The 16,798-nt window shown below is 70.3% G+C and carries 12 protein-coding genes; 4 read left to right on the top strand and 8 right to left on the bottom strand.

Going from position 1 to position 16,798, the window contains the following annotated elements; all coding sequences use genetic code 11:
- Together Q7W82_RS04135 and Q7W82_RS04130 are read right to left on the bottom strand one after the other, a co-directional pair.
- On the bottom strand, positions 1-3,147 hold the full coding sequence (locus Q7W82_RS04135) for an efflux RND transporter permease subunit (protein ID WP_242160147.1): 3,147 nt from the start codon (positions 3,145-3,147) through the stop codon (positions 1-3).
- Positions 3,148-3,156: 9 nt separating this feature from the next.
- A complete protein-coding gene (locus Q7W82_RS04130; RefSeq protein ID WP_242160146.1) occupies positions 3,157-4,374 on the bottom strand; it encodes an efflux RND transporter periplasmic adaptor subunit in 1,218 nt (405 codons plus the stop codon).
- 160 nt (positions 4,375-4,534) lie between these two features.
- Here Q7W82_RS04130 and baeS point away from each other — a divergent pair, with 160 nt between their 5' ends.
- Together baeS and Q7W82_RS04120 are read left to right on the top strand one after the other, a co-directional pair.
- Complete coding sequence (baeS, locus tag Q7W82_RS04125) at positions 4,535-5,914, top strand: sensor histidine kinase efflux regulator BaeS (protein WP_242160145.1); 1,380 nt, start codon at positions 4,535-4,537, stop codon at positions 5,912-5,914.
- Positions 5,911-6,594, top strand: coding sequence for a response regulator (locus Q7W82_RS04120; protein WP_242160144.1), 684 nt, complete (start codon positions 5,911-5,913; stop codon positions 6,592-6,594). Before baeS ends, Q7W82_RS04120 begins: the two co-directional genes overlap by 4 nt.
- Before the next feature lie 109 nt (positions 6,595-6,703).
- Here the strand turns inward: Q7W82_RS04120 and purU are convergent, their stop codons facing one another.
- From purU to Q7W82_RS04095, 5 genes are all read right to left on the bottom strand, one after another.
- Positions 6,704-7,555, bottom strand: a complete 852-nt coding sequence (purU, locus tag Q7W82_RS04115; protein ID WP_242160143.1) for a formyltetrahydrofolate deformylase — start codon at positions 7,553-7,555, stop codon at positions 6,704-6,706.
- Positions 7,556-8,317: 762 nt separating this feature from the next.
- Positions 8,318-8,758, bottom strand: a complete 441-nt coding sequence (locus tag Q7W82_RS04110) for an XVIPCD domain-containing protein (RefSeq protein ID WP_160958188.1) — start codon at positions 8,756-8,758, stop codon at positions 8,318-8,320.
- A gap of 123 nt (positions 8,759-8,881) precedes the next feature.
- Positions 8,882-9,727 carry an NAD(P)-dependent oxidoreductase gene (locus tag Q7W82_RS04105; RefSeq protein ID WP_242160256.1) on the bottom strand — a complete coding sequence of 282 codons (846 nt, stop codon included), beginning with the start codon at positions 9,725-9,727 and terminating at the stop codon, positions 8,882-8,884.
- Between the two features lie 87 nt (positions 9,728-9,814).
- Complete coding sequence (locus Q7W82_RS04100) at positions 9,815-10,912, bottom strand: NADH:flavin oxidoreductase/NADH oxidase (protein ID WP_242160142.1); 1,098 nt, start codon at positions 10,910-10,912, stop codon at positions 9,815-9,817.
- Between the two features lie 87 nt (positions 10,913-10,999).
- On the bottom strand, positions 11,000-11,881 hold the full coding sequence (locus Q7W82_RS04095) for an NAD-dependent protein deacetylase (RefSeq protein ID WP_242160141.1): 882 nt from the start codon (positions 11,879-11,881) through the stop codon (positions 11,000-11,002).
- 241 nt (positions 11,882-12,122) lie between these two features.
- Here Q7W82_RS04095 and Q7W82_RS04090 point away from each other — a divergent pair, with 241 nt between their 5' ends.
- The gene (locus tag Q7W82_RS04090) at positions 12,123-12,863 is read left to right on the top strand and encodes a response regulator transcription factor (RefSeq protein WP_242160140.1); all 741 of its coding nucleotides are present in this window, start codon (positions 12,123-12,125) and stop codon (positions 12,861-12,863) included.
- On the opposite strand, the gene Q7W82_RS04085 is transcribed toward Q7W82_RS04090, so the two are convergent.
- The gene (locus Q7W82_RS04085) at positions 12,844-14,244 is read right to left on the bottom strand and encodes an ATP-binding protein (RefSeq protein ID WP_242160139.1); all 1,401 of its coding nucleotides are present in this window, start codon (positions 14,242-14,244) and stop codon (positions 12,844-12,846) included. The two genes, Q7W82_RS04090 and Q7W82_RS04085, sit on opposite strands and share 20 nt — an antisense overlap.
- Positions 14,245-14,381: 137 nt before the next feature.
- On the opposite strand from Q7W82_RS04085, the gene Q7W82_RS04080 reads away from it, so the two are divergent.
- Complete coding sequence (locus Q7W82_RS04080) at positions 14,382-16,733, top strand: YadA-like family protein (protein ID WP_242160138.1); 2,352 nt, start codon at positions 14,382-14,384, stop codon at positions 16,731-16,733.
- The last annotated feature ends 65 nt before the right edge of the window (positions 16,734-16,798 follow it).

Raw genomic sequence — 16,798 nt, 5'->3', positions numbered from 1 at the left:
TCACGGACTCGCCTCCTGAAGCTGCGCCGGTTCGGCTTCGACGCGCTTGCCGGGGAACAGGCTGCGCACGATCACGTAGAACAGCGGCACGAAGAAGATGCCGAGTGCTGTCGAGACCAGCGTTCCGCCGAGCACGCCGGTGCCCAGCGCGTGGCGGCCGCCGGAGCCGGCGCCGCTGCTGACCACCATCGGCAGCACGCCGAGCAGGAACGCCAGCGAGGTCATCAGGATCGGACGCAGGCGCATGCGCGCCGCGTGCAAGGTCGCTTCGACCAGCGGCTGCCCCTTCTCTTCCAGTTCCTTGGCGAACTCCACGATCAGGATGCCGTTCTTGGCCGCCAGGCCCATCGTTGCCAACAGGCCGACCTGGAAGTAGATGTCGTTGGACAGCCCGCGCAGCCACGTCGCCAGCAGTGCGCCGACGATGCCCACCGGCACCGCCAGCATTACCGAGATCGGGATCGACCAACTCTCGTACAGCGCGGCCAGGCACAGGAACACGAACACCAGCGACACCGCGTACAGCATCCAGGTCTGCGCACCGGCGGCCTGCTCTTGGTAGGACATGCCCGACCAGGCGTAGCCCACGTCCTTGCCGATCTTGCCGACCAGTGCGGCGACGCCGCTCATCGCCTCGCCGGAACTGATGCCGCTGGCGGCGCTGCCGGTGATCTCCATCGACTCGACGCCGTTGAAGCGGCTCAGCACCTGCGGCGCATACGCCCACTGGCTGCTGGAGAACGCCGAGAACGGCACCATCTCCGCGCTGCTGTTGCGCACGTACCAGCGGCCGATGTCGGCGGGCAGCATGCGTGCGGCCGGCTCGCCCTGCACATAGACGCGCTTGACCCGGTTGTTGTTGAGGAAGTCGTTGACGTAGCTGCCGCCCATCACCGTGGCCAGCGTCGCGTTGATGTCCGCAGCGCTCAGGCCCAGCGCGCCGGCCTTGGCGTCGTCGATCTGCACGCGGTAGGTGGGCGCGTCTTCCAGCCCGTTGAAGCGCACCGCGCTCAGCTCCTTGTCGGCGTTGGCCAGTTGCAGCAGTCGCTGCCGCGCGGTGACCAGTGCGTCGTGCCCCTTGCCGGCCACGTCCTGCAACTCCAGGGTGAAGCCGGACGTGGTGCCCAGGCCGTTGATCGCCGGCGGCGACAGCGCGAACACCTGCGCATCCGGCAGCGCGCCCATCATCGCGCCGGTGATGCGGTTGGCGATCTCCTGCGCCGAGGCATCGCGCTCGGCCCAATCCTTGAGCTTGATGAAGCCCATGCCCGAATTCTGGCTGCTGCCGGCGAAGCTGAAGCCGGTGATGGTCATCATCCCGGCCACTTCCGGCTGCTTGAGGATGAAGCCGGACGCCTGGTCGATCGACTGCTGGGTGCGTTGCTGGGTGGCGCCGGCCGGCGTGGTGAACATCACCATCAGCATGCCCTGGTCCTCGTCGGGCAGGAACGAACTGGGCAGGCGCCAGAACAGCAGCGCCATCACCGCGAGCAGCACCAGGTAGACCAACCCGCCGAGCTTGCGGTGGCCGATCAGCTTGCCCACGCCGCGGCCGTAGCCGTCGGCGCCCCGGTCGAAGCGGGCATTGAACCAGCCGAAGAAGCGCCCGAGCGGGCCCTTGCGCGACACGTGCCCGCCACGTGCGATCGGCTTGAGCAGGCTGGCGCACAGCGCCGGACTCAGGGTCAGCGCCACCAGCAGCGACAGCAGCATCGCCGCGGCGATGGTCACCGAGAACTGGCGATAGATCTCGCCGGTGGCGCCGCCGAAGAACGCCATCGGCAGGAACACCGCGGTCAGCACCAGGGCGATGCCGATCAGCGCGCCGGAGATCTGCCCCATCGAGGTGTAGGTCGCCTGCCGCGGCGACATGCCTTCCTCGCTCATCAGGCGCTCGACGTTCTCCACCACCACGATGGCGTCGTCGACCAGCAGGCCGATCGCCAGCACCATCGCGAACATGGTCAGGGTGTTGATCGAGTAGCCGAGCAACGCCAGCACGCCAAAGGTGCCCAGCAGCACCACCGGCACCGCGATCACCGGCACCAGCGTGGCGCGCCAGTTCTGCAGGAACAGATACATCACCAGCACCACCAGCACGATCGCCTCGAGCAGGGTCTTGACCACTTCCTCGATGGAAATGCGCACGAACGGCGTGGTGTCGTAGGCGATCTCGTACTTGAGTCCAGTGGGGAAGTACGGCTTGAGCTGTTCGAGCTTGGCTTCCACCGCCTTGGCCGCATCCAGCGCATTGGCGCCGGTCGCCAGCTCCAGGCCCATGCCGGAGGCGGCCTTGCCGTTGTACTTGGAGCTGGACGCGTAGGACTTGGAGCCCAGTTCGACCCGCGCCACGTCGCGCAGGTACACGGTGGCGCCCCCGGGCTGCGACTTCAGCACGATCGCCTCGAACTGCGCCGGGGTCTTGAGCTTGCTGCGCGAGGTGACCGTGGCGTTGAGCTGCTGGCCCTGCACCGCCGGCAACGCGCCCAGCGCGCCGGAGGAGACATCGGCGTTCTGCGCCGAGATCGCGCTGCTCACGTCCGAGGGCATCAGCGCGTAAGTGCGCAACTTCTCCGGATCCAGCCACACCCGCATCGAATACTCGGAGCCGAACACGTTGACCCCGCCGACGCCATTGAGCCGGCTGATCGGATCCTGCAGCGTGGACACCATGTAGTCGCCGATGTCGGTGCTGTCCATGCTGCCGTCTTCGGAGGTGAAGGCCAGCACCATGAACATGCTGCTGCCCATGGACTTGGTGACGGTCACGCCGTTGCTCTGCACCGCCTCCAGCAGCATCGCCTCGCCTTGCGAGACCTTGTTCTGCACCTGCACCTGGGCGGTGTCCGGATCGGTGCCGGAGTCGAAGGTCAAGGTGATCGAGGCGCTGCCGGCGGAGCTGCTGCTGGAGGACATGTACAGCAGGTGGTCCAGGCCGGTCATCTGCTGCTCGAGGATCTGCGTCACCGAGTTCTGCACGGTCTCCGCCGAGGCGCCGGTGTAGGTGGCGCTGACGTTGATCGACGGCGGGGCGATGTCCGGATACTGCTCCAGCGGCAGCGACAGGATCGAGATCGCGCCGGCCAGGGTGATCACGATCGCGATGACCCAGGCGAAGATCGGACGATCGATGAAGTAACGGGCCATGGCGGTTCCTCAGTCGGCCTTGGGCACCGCAGTCGCGCTCTGCGTGGCCGCCTGTGCGGCGGCGACCTTGCCGGCCGCGATGCTCTCGCTCACTTCCACCGCCTTGACCTCGGCGCCGACCGCCACCTTCTGCAGGCCCTGCACGATGACCCGGTCGCCGGCCTTCAGGCCGTCGCGCACCACCCACTTGTCGCCGATCGCATCGCCGGTGCTCAGCACGCGCTGGGCGACCTTGTGGTCGTTGCCGACCACCATCGCCACCGCTTCGCCCTTGCTGTTGCGGCTGACCGCCTGCTGCGGCACCAGGATGGCCTGCTCGTCCACGGCCATCGGCAGCACCGCCTTGACGTACATGCCGGGCAGCAGCAGATGGTCGGGATTGGGCACCACCGCGCGCAGCTTGACCGTGCCGGTGGCGGTATCGACCGCGGCGTCCACCACCTCCAGCGTGCCGCTGCGGGCGTAGGTGCTGCCGTCCTCCAACTGCAGCTTCACCTCGGCCTTGCCGTCCACCGCCTTGAGCTGGCCGGCGTCGAGCTGGCGGCGCAACTGCAGCAGCTGCGCGCTGGACTGGGTCACGTCCACGTACATCGGGTCGAGCTGGTTGATGGTGGCCAGCACCTCGCTCTGGCCGGCGCTGACCAGCGCGCCCGGCGTGTAGCTGGAGGTGCCGATGCGGCCGGAAATCGGCGCGGTGATGCGGGTGTAGTCGAGATTGATGCGCGCGGTCTGCAAGGCGGCCTTGGCCGCGACCACCGCCGCCTCGTTCGAGCGCAGCGTGGCCAGCGCATCGTCGCCATCCTGCTTGCTGACCGCATCCAGCCCGACCAGGGTCTGGTAGCGCTGCGCCTTGGGTCTGGCCGACAGCACCGCCGCCTCGGCCTGCGCCAGGTCGCCCTTGGCGGTGTCGTACGCGGCCTGGTAGCTGGCCGGATCGATCTCGTACAACACCTGCCCGGCCTGCACGTCCTGGCCTTCGGCGAACAGCCGCTTGCGCAGGATGCCACCGACCTGCGGGCGCACGTCCGAGCTCATGTAGGCCACCGTACGGCCGGAGAGGGTTTGGTCCAAAGCCAGGCGCTGCACCTTGACCGTCTGCACGCCGACCTGCGTCTGCGGCATCTGCGGCGGCGACTTGGAGGAACACGCGGCCACGACCGCGGCGGTGGCGGCGAGCAGGAGCCAGCGCGAGGACGAAACGGGGAAACGACGGGCAACGGGCGACATGCGGCGAACTCGCGGGAGATCCGAACGTGGCCACGCTAGGGCGCGAATGTGCAGCAAATTTGGAGATTGCCGGCGACGGCGTGGATTCGCTTGCTTTCCCCTGCCGCGACGCGGCTAATACGCAGCATCCGCCGTTCCCGCGCCGCGCATTGCCTCTCCGATGAAACTGGGCCTCACCGCCAAGCTGTTCTTCGCCATCCTCGCCGCCTGCGTGACGGTGCTGCTGATCAACGGCTTGGCCGTGCAGGCCTTCGTCAAACGCCAGTTCCTGGACTACCTCAACGAACAGGGCGTGGAACGCATGCTGGAGGCCATGCCGCGGGTCAGGGCCGAGTATGCGCGGCATGGCAACTGGGACTTCGTGCGCGACAATCCCGAGGTCTGGTTCGTGCTGATGCGCCCGGAGCGCGGCCCCGGCCCGCCGCGCAGGGCACCGCCGATTTCCGACCAGACCGGCGCGGTGTTTCGCTTCGCGCTGCTCGACCAGGACTACACGTCGGTGATCGGCAATCCCGATGTCGGGCGCGACGACATCCTGCGCCCGGTGGTGGTCGGTGGCCGTACCGTCGGCTGGATGGCGATGCTGCCGTTCCAGAAGGCGCTTGCGGCGGCGGACGCGCGTTTCTACGCGGCCCAGCAGCGCGCATGGTGGACGATCGGCAGCGCCTCGCTGGTGGTCGCCGCCCTGCTCGGCTGGCTGCTGTCGCGCGCCTTGCTGCGGCGCCTGCGCGGCCTCACCGGCGCCACCCACCGCCTGGCCGCCGGGGACTACGCCACCCGCATCGACGCCGGCGCGCACGACGAACTCGGCCAGCTGGCACGCGACTTCAACCTGCTGGCGCAGGCGCTGGAGCACAACGAACGCGCGCGGCGCGACTTCATGGCCGACATCTCGCACGAGCTGCGCACGCCGCTGGCGGTGCTGCGCGCCGAACTGGAAGCGCTGCAGGACGGCATCCGGCCGATGACGTCGGACTCGCTGGGTTCGCTGCACCAGCAGATCGGCCAACTCGGCAAGCTGATCGAGGATCTGTACGACGTGTCGCTGACCGACGTCGGCGCGCTCGCCTACCGGCGCGCGCCAGTCGACCTGGGGGTGATCCTGGCCACCGTGCTGGACGGCATGCGCGCGCGCTTCGCCACCGCGCGGCTACGGCTGCACGAGCAGATCCAGACCGGCCCGCTGCCGGTGGACGGCGACGAGCGCCGCCTGCAGCAACTGCTCGGCAACCTGCTGGAGAACACGCTGCGCTACACCGACGCTGCCGGCACAGTGCAGGTACGGTGCGCGCGTCGTGACGCGGTGCTGGAACTGGTGGTCGAGGACAGCGCGCCGGGCGTGGCTGCGGACAAACGCGCGCGCCTGTTCGAACGCTTCTATCGCGCCGAGGCCTCGCGCAACCGCGCCAGCGGCGGCAGCGGCCTGGGCCTGGCGATCTGCCGCAACATCGCCGAGGCGCATGGCGGTGCGATCGACGCCGAGGCCTCGGCCCTGGGTGGATTGCGTGTGGTGGTGCGTTTGCCGGCGCTGGTGGCATGAGCGGCCTGGATCCGATCGGGCACGTGCTGATCGTCGAGGACGAACCGCGCCTGGCCGCGGTGTTGGGCGAGTACCTGCACGCGGCCGGCTATTCGCACGACTGGATCGCCGATGGCGCGCAGGCGCTGGGCGCGTTTCGCGCGCAAACGCCGGACCTGGTGCTGCTGGACCTGATGCTGCCCAATCGGGATGGGCTGGAACTCTGCCGCGACCTGCGCAGGGAAAGCGCGGTACCGGTGATCATGGTCACCGCGCGGGTGGAGGAGATCGACCGCCTGCTCGGCCTGGAGATCGGTGCCGACGACTACATCTGCAAGCCGTTCAGTCCGCGCGAAGTGGTGGCGCGGGTGCAGGCGGTACTGCGCCGCCATCGCCACGATCCTAACGGCGCGCCGGCGCCGGGCCTGCAGATCGACGAGGACGCCTGCCGCGCCAGCGTGCACGGCCGCGACCTGGACCTGACCCAGGTCGAGTTCCGCCTGCTGCGCACCCTCGCCGCCGCACCGGGGCGCGTGTACTCGCGCGAACAACTGATGGACCGGCTCTACGTCGACCACCGTATCGTCACCGACCGCACCGTCGACAGCCATGTCAAGAACCTGCGCCGCAAGCTCGCCGACGCCGGCGTCGCGGATTGGGTGCGGTCGGTGTACGGGGCTGGTTATCGATTTGAGCCGTGATTGGGGATTCGGGATTCGGGATTCGCAACAGCGGCTTGGCTGATCACCGTTGCGATTGCAGCGCTGCCGGCTTTGGCGAATCCCCAATCCCGAATCCCCACTCCCGGCCTCACCGAAACACGACCGTCCGATGCCCGTTGAGCAGGATGCGATGCTCGACGTGGCGGCGCACGGCGCGGGCCAGCACCTGCGACTCGGTGTCGCTGCCCAGGCGCACCAGCTCGCGCGGGGTCATGGCGTGGTCCACGCGGGCCACGTCCTGCTCGATGATCGGGCCTTCGTCCAGGTCGCCGGTGACGTAGTGCGCGGTGGCGCCGATGATCTTGACCCCGCGTGCGTGTGCCTGGTGGTACGGCTGCGCGCCCTTGAAGCTGGGCAGGAAGCTGTGGTGGATGTTGATCGCGCGGCCGGCCAGCGCCGCGCACAGCGTCGGCGACAGGATCTGCATGTAACGGGCCAGCACCACCAGGTCGATGTGTTCGCGTTCGACCAACGCCAGCAGCTGCGCTTCCTGTTCGGCACGGTTGGCGGCGCTCACCGGCAGGTGATGGAACGGCACGCCGTAAGAGCCGGCCAGCGCGGCGAAATCGGGATGGTTGGAGGCCACCGCGGCGATGTCCACCCGCAGCTGCCGGCTGTGCGCGCGGAACAGCAGGTCGTTGAGGCAGTGGCCTTGTTTGCTGACCAGCACCAGCAGGCGCGCACGACGACGTGCGTCGTGCAATTGCCAGTCCATCGCGTAGTCGGCGGCTAGGGGTTCCAATTGCAACTTCACCGCGGCGACGACGCCGTCGGCAGGCACGTCGAAGTGCACGCGCAGGAAGAAGCGGCCGCTTTCCTCGTCGCCGAACTGCTGCGCATCGAGGATGTTGCAGCCGTGCTCGAACAGCAGGCCGCTGACGCGGTAGACGATGCCGGTACGGTCCGGGCAGGACAGGGTCAGGATGTAGTCGGGGCGCATCCGCCGATGATAGGGGAAAGGCTGGGATTGGGGATTGGGGATTGGGGACAGCCAATGTCATGCAGCGACGACCGATCCTTCTCCCATCGGGAGAAGGTGCCCCGAAGGAGCGGATGAGGGTGCGGGCGAAGCCTCGCGCAGTCGAAACACACACCGGGTGCGCTGCGCGCCCGTACCCTCACCCCAACCCCTCTCCCGGTGGGAGAGGGGCTAGAGCCATCCAGCCGAAGCGGGCTTCTCCTTCTCCCCTCGGGAGAAGGTACCCCGAAGGGGCGGATGAGGGTTTGGGCGAAGCCTCGTGCAATCGAAACACCGCGTGCGCTGCGCGCCCCTACCCTCACCCCAACCCCTCTCCCGGTGGGAGAGGGGCTAGAGCCATCCAGCCGAAGCGGGCTTCTCCTTCTCCCCTCGGGAGAAGGTGCACCGAAGGGGCGGATGCGGGTGCGGGCGAAGCCTCGCGCAGTCGAAACACACCGGGTGCGCTGCGCGCCCGTACCCTCACCCCAACCCCTCTCCCGGGGGGAGAGAGGCTAGAGCCATCCGGCCGAAGCGGGCTTCCCCTTCTCCCCTCGGGAGAAGGTGCCCCGAAGGGGCGGATGAGGGTGCGGGCGAAGCCTCGTGCAGTCGAAACACGCCGGGTGCGCTGTGCGCCCGTACCCTCACCCCAACCCCTCTCCCGGGGGGAGAGGGGCTCGGCCATGTCCGTATTGGAATCCGGTCGCGGCGGACGCCGCATCCAGGACGTTGCTCACTCGCCTGCGTTCACTCCGGGCGCAGGCGCAGGGCGAGGCGGCGATTGACCTTTTCCAGGCGCGCCAATGAATCCTCCACCGACATGCCGACCGCTTCGTGGGTGGTGATGTGCGCGCGCAGGTGCGCCGGATCGTCCAGGTCGCCGCGCACCAGGAACACGTTCTCGCCATCCTCCACGTCGCCGATCTCGCGGCTGAGCACCACGTGGTCGACCTGGTCGAAGCCGTATTCCTTGGCCAGCGGCAGCAGCCGCGCCACCATGCGCTCGCTGATCGCGTCCGGCGCGCGGCCGCAGGCCGCGTCCAATGCATGCACGCCCTCGCGGATCTGCGCGTACAGCAGGTGGTCGGGATGGTCCGGATGATCGGGCCCGGGCACGGCCTCGCGCACCACCGCGCGCGGCGGCTGGATCGGCACTCTGTCGCCGGGATCGGACGAATTCGGACTCATGGCATCCTCCTGTGATGCGCCAGCAAATCGCCGCACCTTAGCGGCAAGCGCGCGCCAGGCTCAAGCGGGCACGCAGTGTGCCGCAGGCGCCGCCAAGGTCCGCTGAAGATCCGCCGGCGCCGCTCAGGCCTGGCCGGCGCGGCGCGCGGCGACCTTGGCCAGCGCCGCCCAGTCCAGTTCGCCGTCGCCGTGCGCGATCGCCTCGATGAAGGCGTCGCGCAGTACCGCCGCCAGCGGCATCGGCACGTGCCGGGTCTCGCCGGCATTCAGCGCCAGGCGCACGTCCTTCAGGCCCAGCGTGGCCTTGAAGCCGGCCGGGCTGTAGCGCTGCTCGGCGATCATGCCGCCGTAGGTCTGGTAGGCCGGTGCGGCGAACACGGTGCTGGTGAGCATGTCGAGGAAGTCGGCCGCGTCCACGCCGTGCCCGCGCACCAGCGCCGACGCCTCGGCCATGGTGCCGATGGCGCTGGCCAGGCACAGGTTGGCGGCGAGCTTGACCGCGTTGGCCTGTTCCGGTGCGGCGCCGAAATACCAGGTCTTGCGCCCGATGACATCGAGCAAGGGCTGCACCCGCGCCAGGGCCGCGGCGTCGCCGGCGGCAAGCAGGTTGAGCTGGCCGGCCGCGGCCACCTCGACCCGCCCCAGCACCGGCATCGCCAGGTAGGCGACACCGCGCTCGGCATGCAGCGCGTGCAGCTCACGCGCCAACGCCACCGAAATCGTGGCCATGTTGACGTGCACGCTGCCGGCGGTGAGCGCGTCCAGTGCACCGCGCTCGAGCAGGGTCTCGCGCACCGCGGTGTCGTCGGCCAGCATCGAGAACAACACCGGCCCGCGCACCGCATCGGCCGGTTGCGCGGCCTGCTGTGCGCCGGCCTCGAGCAGGGGCTGCGCCGCCGCGGCGCTGCGGTTCCACACTGTCAGTGCGTGGCCGGCGCGCAGCAGGTTGAGCGCGATCGGCTGGCCCATCGTGCCCAGGCCGAGAAATCCAATCGTCGTCATTGCATGCTCCCTGAAGAAATCGAAGTGGAGGCCGCCAACCGTGCGGCGCGTCGGTCAGGCGTCGAACACGCCGCGCGCCGCATGCGGCTCGCAACGCAGGTATTGCGGCGACGGGCGCAACCGCGCGCCCAGCGCGGCGGCCGCGTGCCACGGCCAGCGTGGATCGTAGAGGATGCCGCGGGCCAGCGCGATGGCATCGGCGCGGTCCTCGGCGAGGATGGCCTCGGCCTGCTGCGGCTCGGTGATCAGGCCGACCGCGATCACCGGCATCCGCACCGCGCGGTGCAAGGCCTCGGCGAACGGCACCTGGTAGCCGGGCGCCACCGGGATGCGCTGACGCCGGTCGAGCCCGCCGCTGGACACGTGCAGGTAATCGCAACCCTGCGCCTGCAGCGCCTGCGCCAGCGCTTCGCTCTGCGCCAGGTCCCAACCGCCGTCGACCCAGTCGGTGGCGGAGATACGCACGCCCACCGCGATGCCAGGCGCCACCGCGGCGCGCACCGCCGCATGCACGCGCAGCAGCAGGCGCATGCGGTTCTCCAGGCTGCCGCCGTAGGCATCGTCGCGCTGGTTGCTCAGCGGCGACAGGAACTGGTGCAGCAGGTAACCGTGTGCGGCGTGCAGTTCGATCAGCGCGAAGCCGAGGCGTTCGGCGCGCCGCGCCGACGCCACGAACGCCTCGACGATGGCGTCGATGCCGGCCTGGTCCAGCGCCTGCGGCGGCACGCCGTCGGCGGCGAACGGCTGCGCCGACGGCGCCACGGTCTGCCAGCCGTTCGGCTGGTCGGGCGCGATCGCGCCGCCGCCGTCCCAGGGCTTGTGCGTGGACGCCTTGCGCCCGGCATGCGCGAGCTGGATGCCCAGCGGCATCGGCGACCAGCGCCGCACGGCGCGCAGCACTGTGTCCAGCGCCGCCTCGGTGGCGTCGTCCCACAGGCCCAGGTCGCCGTAGCTGATGCGCCCGCGCGGCTCCACCGCCGTCGCTTCCAGGATCAGCAAACCAGCGCCGGATTGGGCCAGTTGGCCCAGGTGCTGGGTGTGCCAATCGCTGGCACGGCCGTCCTCGGCCGAGTACTGGCACATCGGCGCGATCACGATGCGGTTGGACAACGACAGCGGCCCCAGTGCGAGGGGCGAGAACAACTGACTCACGATGCGGATCCGTGGAAACGCCGCGCGCGGCGCGGGAGGCAGCCATTGCACTCCTGCCGCGCAGCGCGATCAACCACTGCCGGTGGATCAGTTCGTGCCGGGATTCGGAACGCGCGCGGTTGCCGGCAGCAGGAACGCCAGCGCCTGCGCGCAGGGCTGCTCCACCTTCAGGCTCAGCAGGTCGTCGCCGCGGGTGCGGCCCAGGTTGACCGCGGCGATCGGCAGGCCGGCCTTGGCCGCCGCCTGCACGAAGCGAAAACCGGAATAGACCATCAGCGACGAACCGACCACCAGCACCGCGTCGGCGCGTTGCAGGTGCGCGAACGCGCTGGCCACGCGCTCGCGCGGCACGTTCTCGCCGAAGAACACCACGTCCGGCTTCAGCACGCCGCCGCAGTGCGCGCAGGCCGGCACCACGAAGCTGGCGAAATCCTCGCCGTCCAGGTCGGCGTCGCCGTCGGGCGCCGGCGCGGCCTGCAACGTCGCCCACTGCGGGTTGTGCTGCAGCAGGTGCTGCTGGAACGCCTCGCGCGGCATGCGCCGCTCGCAGCCCATGCAGCGCACCACGTCCAGGCGCCCGTGCAGGTCGATGGTGGCGCGGCTGCCGGCGGCCTGGTGCAGGCCGTCCACGTTCTGGGTCAGCAGTACGTCGACCTGGCCGCGCGCTTCCAGCTGCGCCAGCGCGGCATGGGTGGAATTGGGCCGGGCGTGGCCGAAGCGCGGCCAGCCGAGCAGGCTGCGCGCCCAGTAGCGCTGCCGCGTCGCCAACTCGCCCATGAAGGCCTGGTAGGTCACCGGCTGCGCACGCTTCCAGTCGCCGGCGGCATCGCGGTAGTCGGGAATGCCCGAGTCGGTGCTGCAGCCGGCGCCGGTCAGCACGAACAGGCGCCGATGGCGCTCGACGAACGCTTCCAGCGCGGAAGACGCGGCCTGCGCGGACGCGGCGTGATCCTGCAGCAACTGCGACATCGTGAAGATCCCGGTCGTGGTGGAGACGCGCGCACGATGGCGCGACGCCCTCCTATCTTGGGCGCGTGCGGCGGCAACGCAAGCCCGGGCCGACGCGGCCGCTGAAGCGTTGCCGCGCGCATTGAAAGCCCGCAGGAAACTGGCTACTGTCCGGGACGCGGCAGGATGCTCAGCGATCACGGCGTCCTGCGCGCCGCACGCTGCTCCGTGAGGAATGCCGTCCCTTCGCCGATTCCGCCTCGTGAGCCGCGTTCCCGATCCCACCCCGCCCCCGTTCGCCGCCGCCGCCAACACCCCGCTGCGGGTGGCGTTGCTGGAGGACGACGATGTGCTGCGCGACCGCGTGCTGCTGCCGGGCTTGCTGCGGCACGGTTTCGAGGCGACGCCGCTGCGCACCGCGCAAGCCCTGTGGGCGGCGCTGGAGGCGCAGCGTTTCGACCTGATCGTGCTCGACATCGGCCTGCCCGACAGCGACGGCTTCACCCTGACCCAGCAACTGCAGGCACGCCGCCCCGGGCTGGGCATCGTCATCCTCAGCGGCCGCGGCGAGCAGCCGGATCTGGTGCGCGGGCTGGTCCAGGGCGCCGATGCCTACCTGATCAAACCCGTGCAGATCGAGATCCTCGCCGCCACCCTGTTCAGCGTGGCCCGGCGCATGCAGCGGCCGGCGGCGCCGGCCAGCGAGGAATGGCAGTTGCAGGACGACGGTTGGTGCCTGTTCGCGCCGGACGGGCAGGCGGTGCCGTTGACCGCCTCCGAGCGCAAGGTGCTGCAGAGCCTGTGGCAGGCACGCGGGCGGCTGGTCAGCCGCGATGCGCTGATCGGCATGCTCGGCGGCAATGCCGGGCTGGAGATCGACCCGCACCGGCTGGACGCGTTGCTGCACCGCTTGCGGCAGAAAGTGCACGAGCGCACCGGCAGCGCGCTGCCATTGCGCGCGGTGCGCGGCGAAGGCTATCTGCTCATGCCGCAGGAGCGCTGAGCCCGGCCAGCGGCAGGCGCAGCACGAAGCAGGTGCCGGCGCCGGGCGTGCTGCGCACCTGCAGGCTGCCCTGCGCCTGTTGCGCCATCTCCAAGGCCACCGCCAGGCCCAGCCCGGTGCCCTGCCCGGCCGGCTTGGTGGTGAAGAACGGCTCGAAGATGTGCCGTTGCACCGCCTCGCTCATGCCCACGCCGGTATCGGCGATGGCGATGGCGATGGCCTCGCCGTCGCGGCGCAGCTGCAGCGAAAAACCGCCGCCGCCAGGCATCGCATCGCGCGCGTTGGCGGCGAAGTTGAGCAGCGCCAGGTCGAAGCGGCTGCGGTCCAGGAACACCGGTGCCGGGTCGGCGGTGAGGTCCAGGCGCACCTGCACGGTGGCGCCCAACAGTTGCCGCAGCATCGGCTGCAGGCTGCGCAGCGCTTCGCCAGCGTCGAAGCGCTCGGGCACGCTGGCCTCGCGGCGACTGAAGCTGAGCAGCTTGCGGCTGACCGCCACGCCGCGGTGCGCGGCCAGCGCCACGCCTTCCAACGCCTCGGCCAGCACCAGCGCATCGCGCGGCGGGTGATAGTCCAGTTCGTGCACGCAGTGGCGTTGCTCGGTGTAGCCGAGGATCGCACTGAGGATGTTGTTGAAGTCGTGCGACACACCGCTGGCCAGCTGTTCCACCAGCTCGATCTTCTGCAGATGCAGCAGGCGCTGCTGCGCCTGGGCGCGTTCGCGCATCTCCACGCGCAGGCGCGCGGCGCTGCGCCGCGCACGCCACAGGCTCTCGCGCAGCGCCGCGACGGTGCGGTCCAGCACCAGGGTGATCATCAGGTAGCTCAGCGCCAGCGAGGGCAGGTTCTGGAACGGGCTGCGGGTGCCGTGCGGGTCCTGGCCCCAGGGGCTTTCCATGCCCAGCCAGAAGATCAGCGGGATGCACAGGTAGACCAGCCACAGCGCACGGCGCCCGATCACCAGCGCGGCCAGGGTCAGCATCATCATCGGATACGGATCGAAGGCCTGCAGCTGGTAGCCGAACGCCAGGTTGGCGGCGACCGCCGAGCACAGCACCACCGCGATGAACATGGCCGTGGCGTGTTTCAGCAGGCCGCGGCGGATCATCCAGACCGCGGCCCAGGCCGCCGCGGCGATCGCCGCATCGGTGCCGACGTCCACCGCCAGTTGCACCGTGCCCATCTCGATGCGCGGTGCGGTCAGCAGGTGATAGAGCTTGTTGAGCGGAATCTCGCTGCCCAGGAACACGAACAGCACCTGCAGCGCCGGCGCGTTGCGCCGGTCCAGCGGGTCGGCGATCGGCACCCGGCGCAGCCACAGCGAGAGGCGCCGCCACAGCCGCGCGGCGAGCGCGACCGGCGGAGCGTGCGCACCCCATCTCACCCGGACTCCCATGACGGTGAGTCTACCGTGAGGAAGCGGTGAATCTGCGTGCATTGAAGGGCCGCAGGGCTTGCGGCCTTAATCGGGCCTGACTCGTTGTCGGGACGACGCTCCCGGCCCCAGCCCCGGAACCGACCATGCCTTTTCTGCCCAACGCCCTGCGCGCCGGTGCGCGCCCGCTGTCGTCGTCCTCGTCCATCCTCCCGCAGGCGTCTGACCGATTGTTGACCGCCGCGTTGCTGCTCGCGCTGAGCCTGCCCGCCAGCGCCTTCGCCGCCGCGGCCGCGCAGACGCCACAACGCGCTACCGGCGCCGCAAACCTCGGCGCCGAGACCGACAGCGCTGACGCCGCCGACACCACGCCGCAGGACGCCACCGCCCAGGACGTGCAACCGGGCAGCCAGAACACCACCCACTACTTCCTGGCCGAAGGGCTGAACGACGGCAGCGACTACGCCAGCGCCGCCGGCTTGCGCGCGGTGGCGATGGGCGCACGCGCCGATGCCTCCGGCGCCTTCGCCATCGCCATCGGCCACCACACCGTGGCATCGGACAGCGCCGCCATCGCCATGGGCGACGGTGCGGTGGCCAGCGGCACCTCGGCCATCGCGATCGGCGGCAGCTTCTTCGGCAGCGCCAACGGCGATTCCGCCGGCGCGCAGAGCACCGGCTTCGGTGCGCTGGCGATCGGCACGGCCGCCGCAGCCACCGCCGGCAACGCCAGCGCACTGGGCTGGAACGCCAGCGCCGATGGCGACAGCGCCACCGCGGTGGGGTCCACCTCCGCGGCCAGCGGGATCTATGCGACCGCCGTCGGCGGTTCGTCGCGTGCCGAGAGCGAACAGGCCAGCGCCTTCGGCTACGCCGCCCTGGCGTCCAACGTCGGTGCCACCGCGGCCGGCGGCTACAGCACCGCCTCCGGCTATTTCGGCACCGCGATGGGCTACACCGCCACCGCCAGCGGCGACGGCAGTGTGGCGATCGGCGAAGGCGCCTCGGCCTTCGGCCAGCAGAGCGTGAGCATCGGCGCCAGCAACAGCGGCGTTCCCGCCCAAGCCAACGGCCTGGGCGCGGTGAACGTGGGCGCCGGCAGCTGGGCGCTGTCGGATTACGGCGTGGCGCTGGGCTTCGACAGCCATGCCGATGCCATCCACAGCGTCGCGCTGGGCGCGCAGGCGCTGGCGACCAGCGAGAACGCCATGGCGGTGGGTGGTCAGGCCTACGCCGACGGTGTCGATGCCAGCGCCTTCGGCAGCATCGCCAGCGCCAACGGCAACGGCGCCACTGCACTGGGCAGCGGTGCGACCGCGATGGGCGCGAGCACCGTCGCACTCGGCTACAACAGCGCCGCCACCGGCACCAACAGCGTGGCGATCGGTGCAGGTGCGATGGCCGACCGCGACAACGCGGTCGCCTTCGGCAACGACGGCGCGCTGCGCCAGCTCACCTACGTGGCCGCCGGCACCGCCGACACCGACGCGGTCAACGTGCTGCAGTTGCGCAGCATCGCCAGCGCGCTCGGCGCCGGCAGTGCGGTCGGCGGCGATGGCAGCTTCAATGGCGGCAGCTACCTGATCCAGGGCCACAGCTACGGCAACGTCGGCTCGGCGCTGTCGGCGCTGGACGGCGCGCTGTCGGCGCTGGACACCCGTGTCGGCAGCCTGTTGCAGAGCGGCGGTGGCGGTGTGGCGGTGGGCAGCGGCGCCGAGGGTGGCCCCAGCGTCGGCGCCGGCACCAATGCGGTGGCGGTCGGCGCGCAGGCCACCGCCAACGGTCAGAACGGCACGGCGATCGGTTCCAATGCGCTGGCCTACGGGCCCAACGACACCGCACTGGGCGGCAACGCGCAGGTCAATGCCGACGGCAGCACCGCAGTCGGCGCCAACGCCAGCATCAGTGCCAGCGCCACCAATGCCGTGGCGGTGGGCGAAAGCGCCACGGTCACCGCCGCCTCCGGCACCGCCGTGGGCCAGGGCGCCTCGGTATCGGCGAACAACGCCGTGGCGATCGGCCGGGGTTCGTCCGCCACCCGCGCCAACACCGTCTCGGTGGGCAGCGCCGGCAACGAACGCCAGATCAGCAATGTCGCCGCCGGCAGCGCCGCCACCGATGCGGTCAACGTCGCGCAGATGCAGGCCGGCGACAGCGCCACGCTGAGCAGCGCCAAGGCCTACACCGACAGCCGCATGGCCGGCTGGGACGACAACCTGACCCGCCTGCGCAACGACACCGACCAGCGCTTCCAGCACCTGGACCGGCGCATCGACCGGATGGGCGCGGTCAGTGCCGCCTACGCCGGCATGGCGACCAACACGTCCGGCCTGGCCGGAGCCAACCGGATCGGCGTCGGTGTCGGTTCGCAGGGCGGCGAAAGCGCGCTGGCGGTCGGCTACCAACGCGCGATCGGCAACCGCGCCAGCGTCTCGCTCGGCGGCGCCTTCTCCGGCAACGAGAAGAGCGTGTCCGCCGGCGCCGGCTTCAGTTGGTGACACGGCCGACACGGCCGCCCCTTTCGTGCGTTCCACGCCCTCATCGATCTTTCCAGAGACATCGC

Source organism: Xanthomonas indica (assembly GCF_040529045.1).
Lineage (GTDB): Bacteria > Pseudomonadota > Gammaproteobacteria > Xanthomonadales > Xanthomonadaceae > Xanthomonas_A > Xanthomonas_A indica.
The sequence above is the reverse complement of the archived record's forward strand: the minus strand, read 5'-3'. Positions and strand labels throughout refer to the sequence as shown.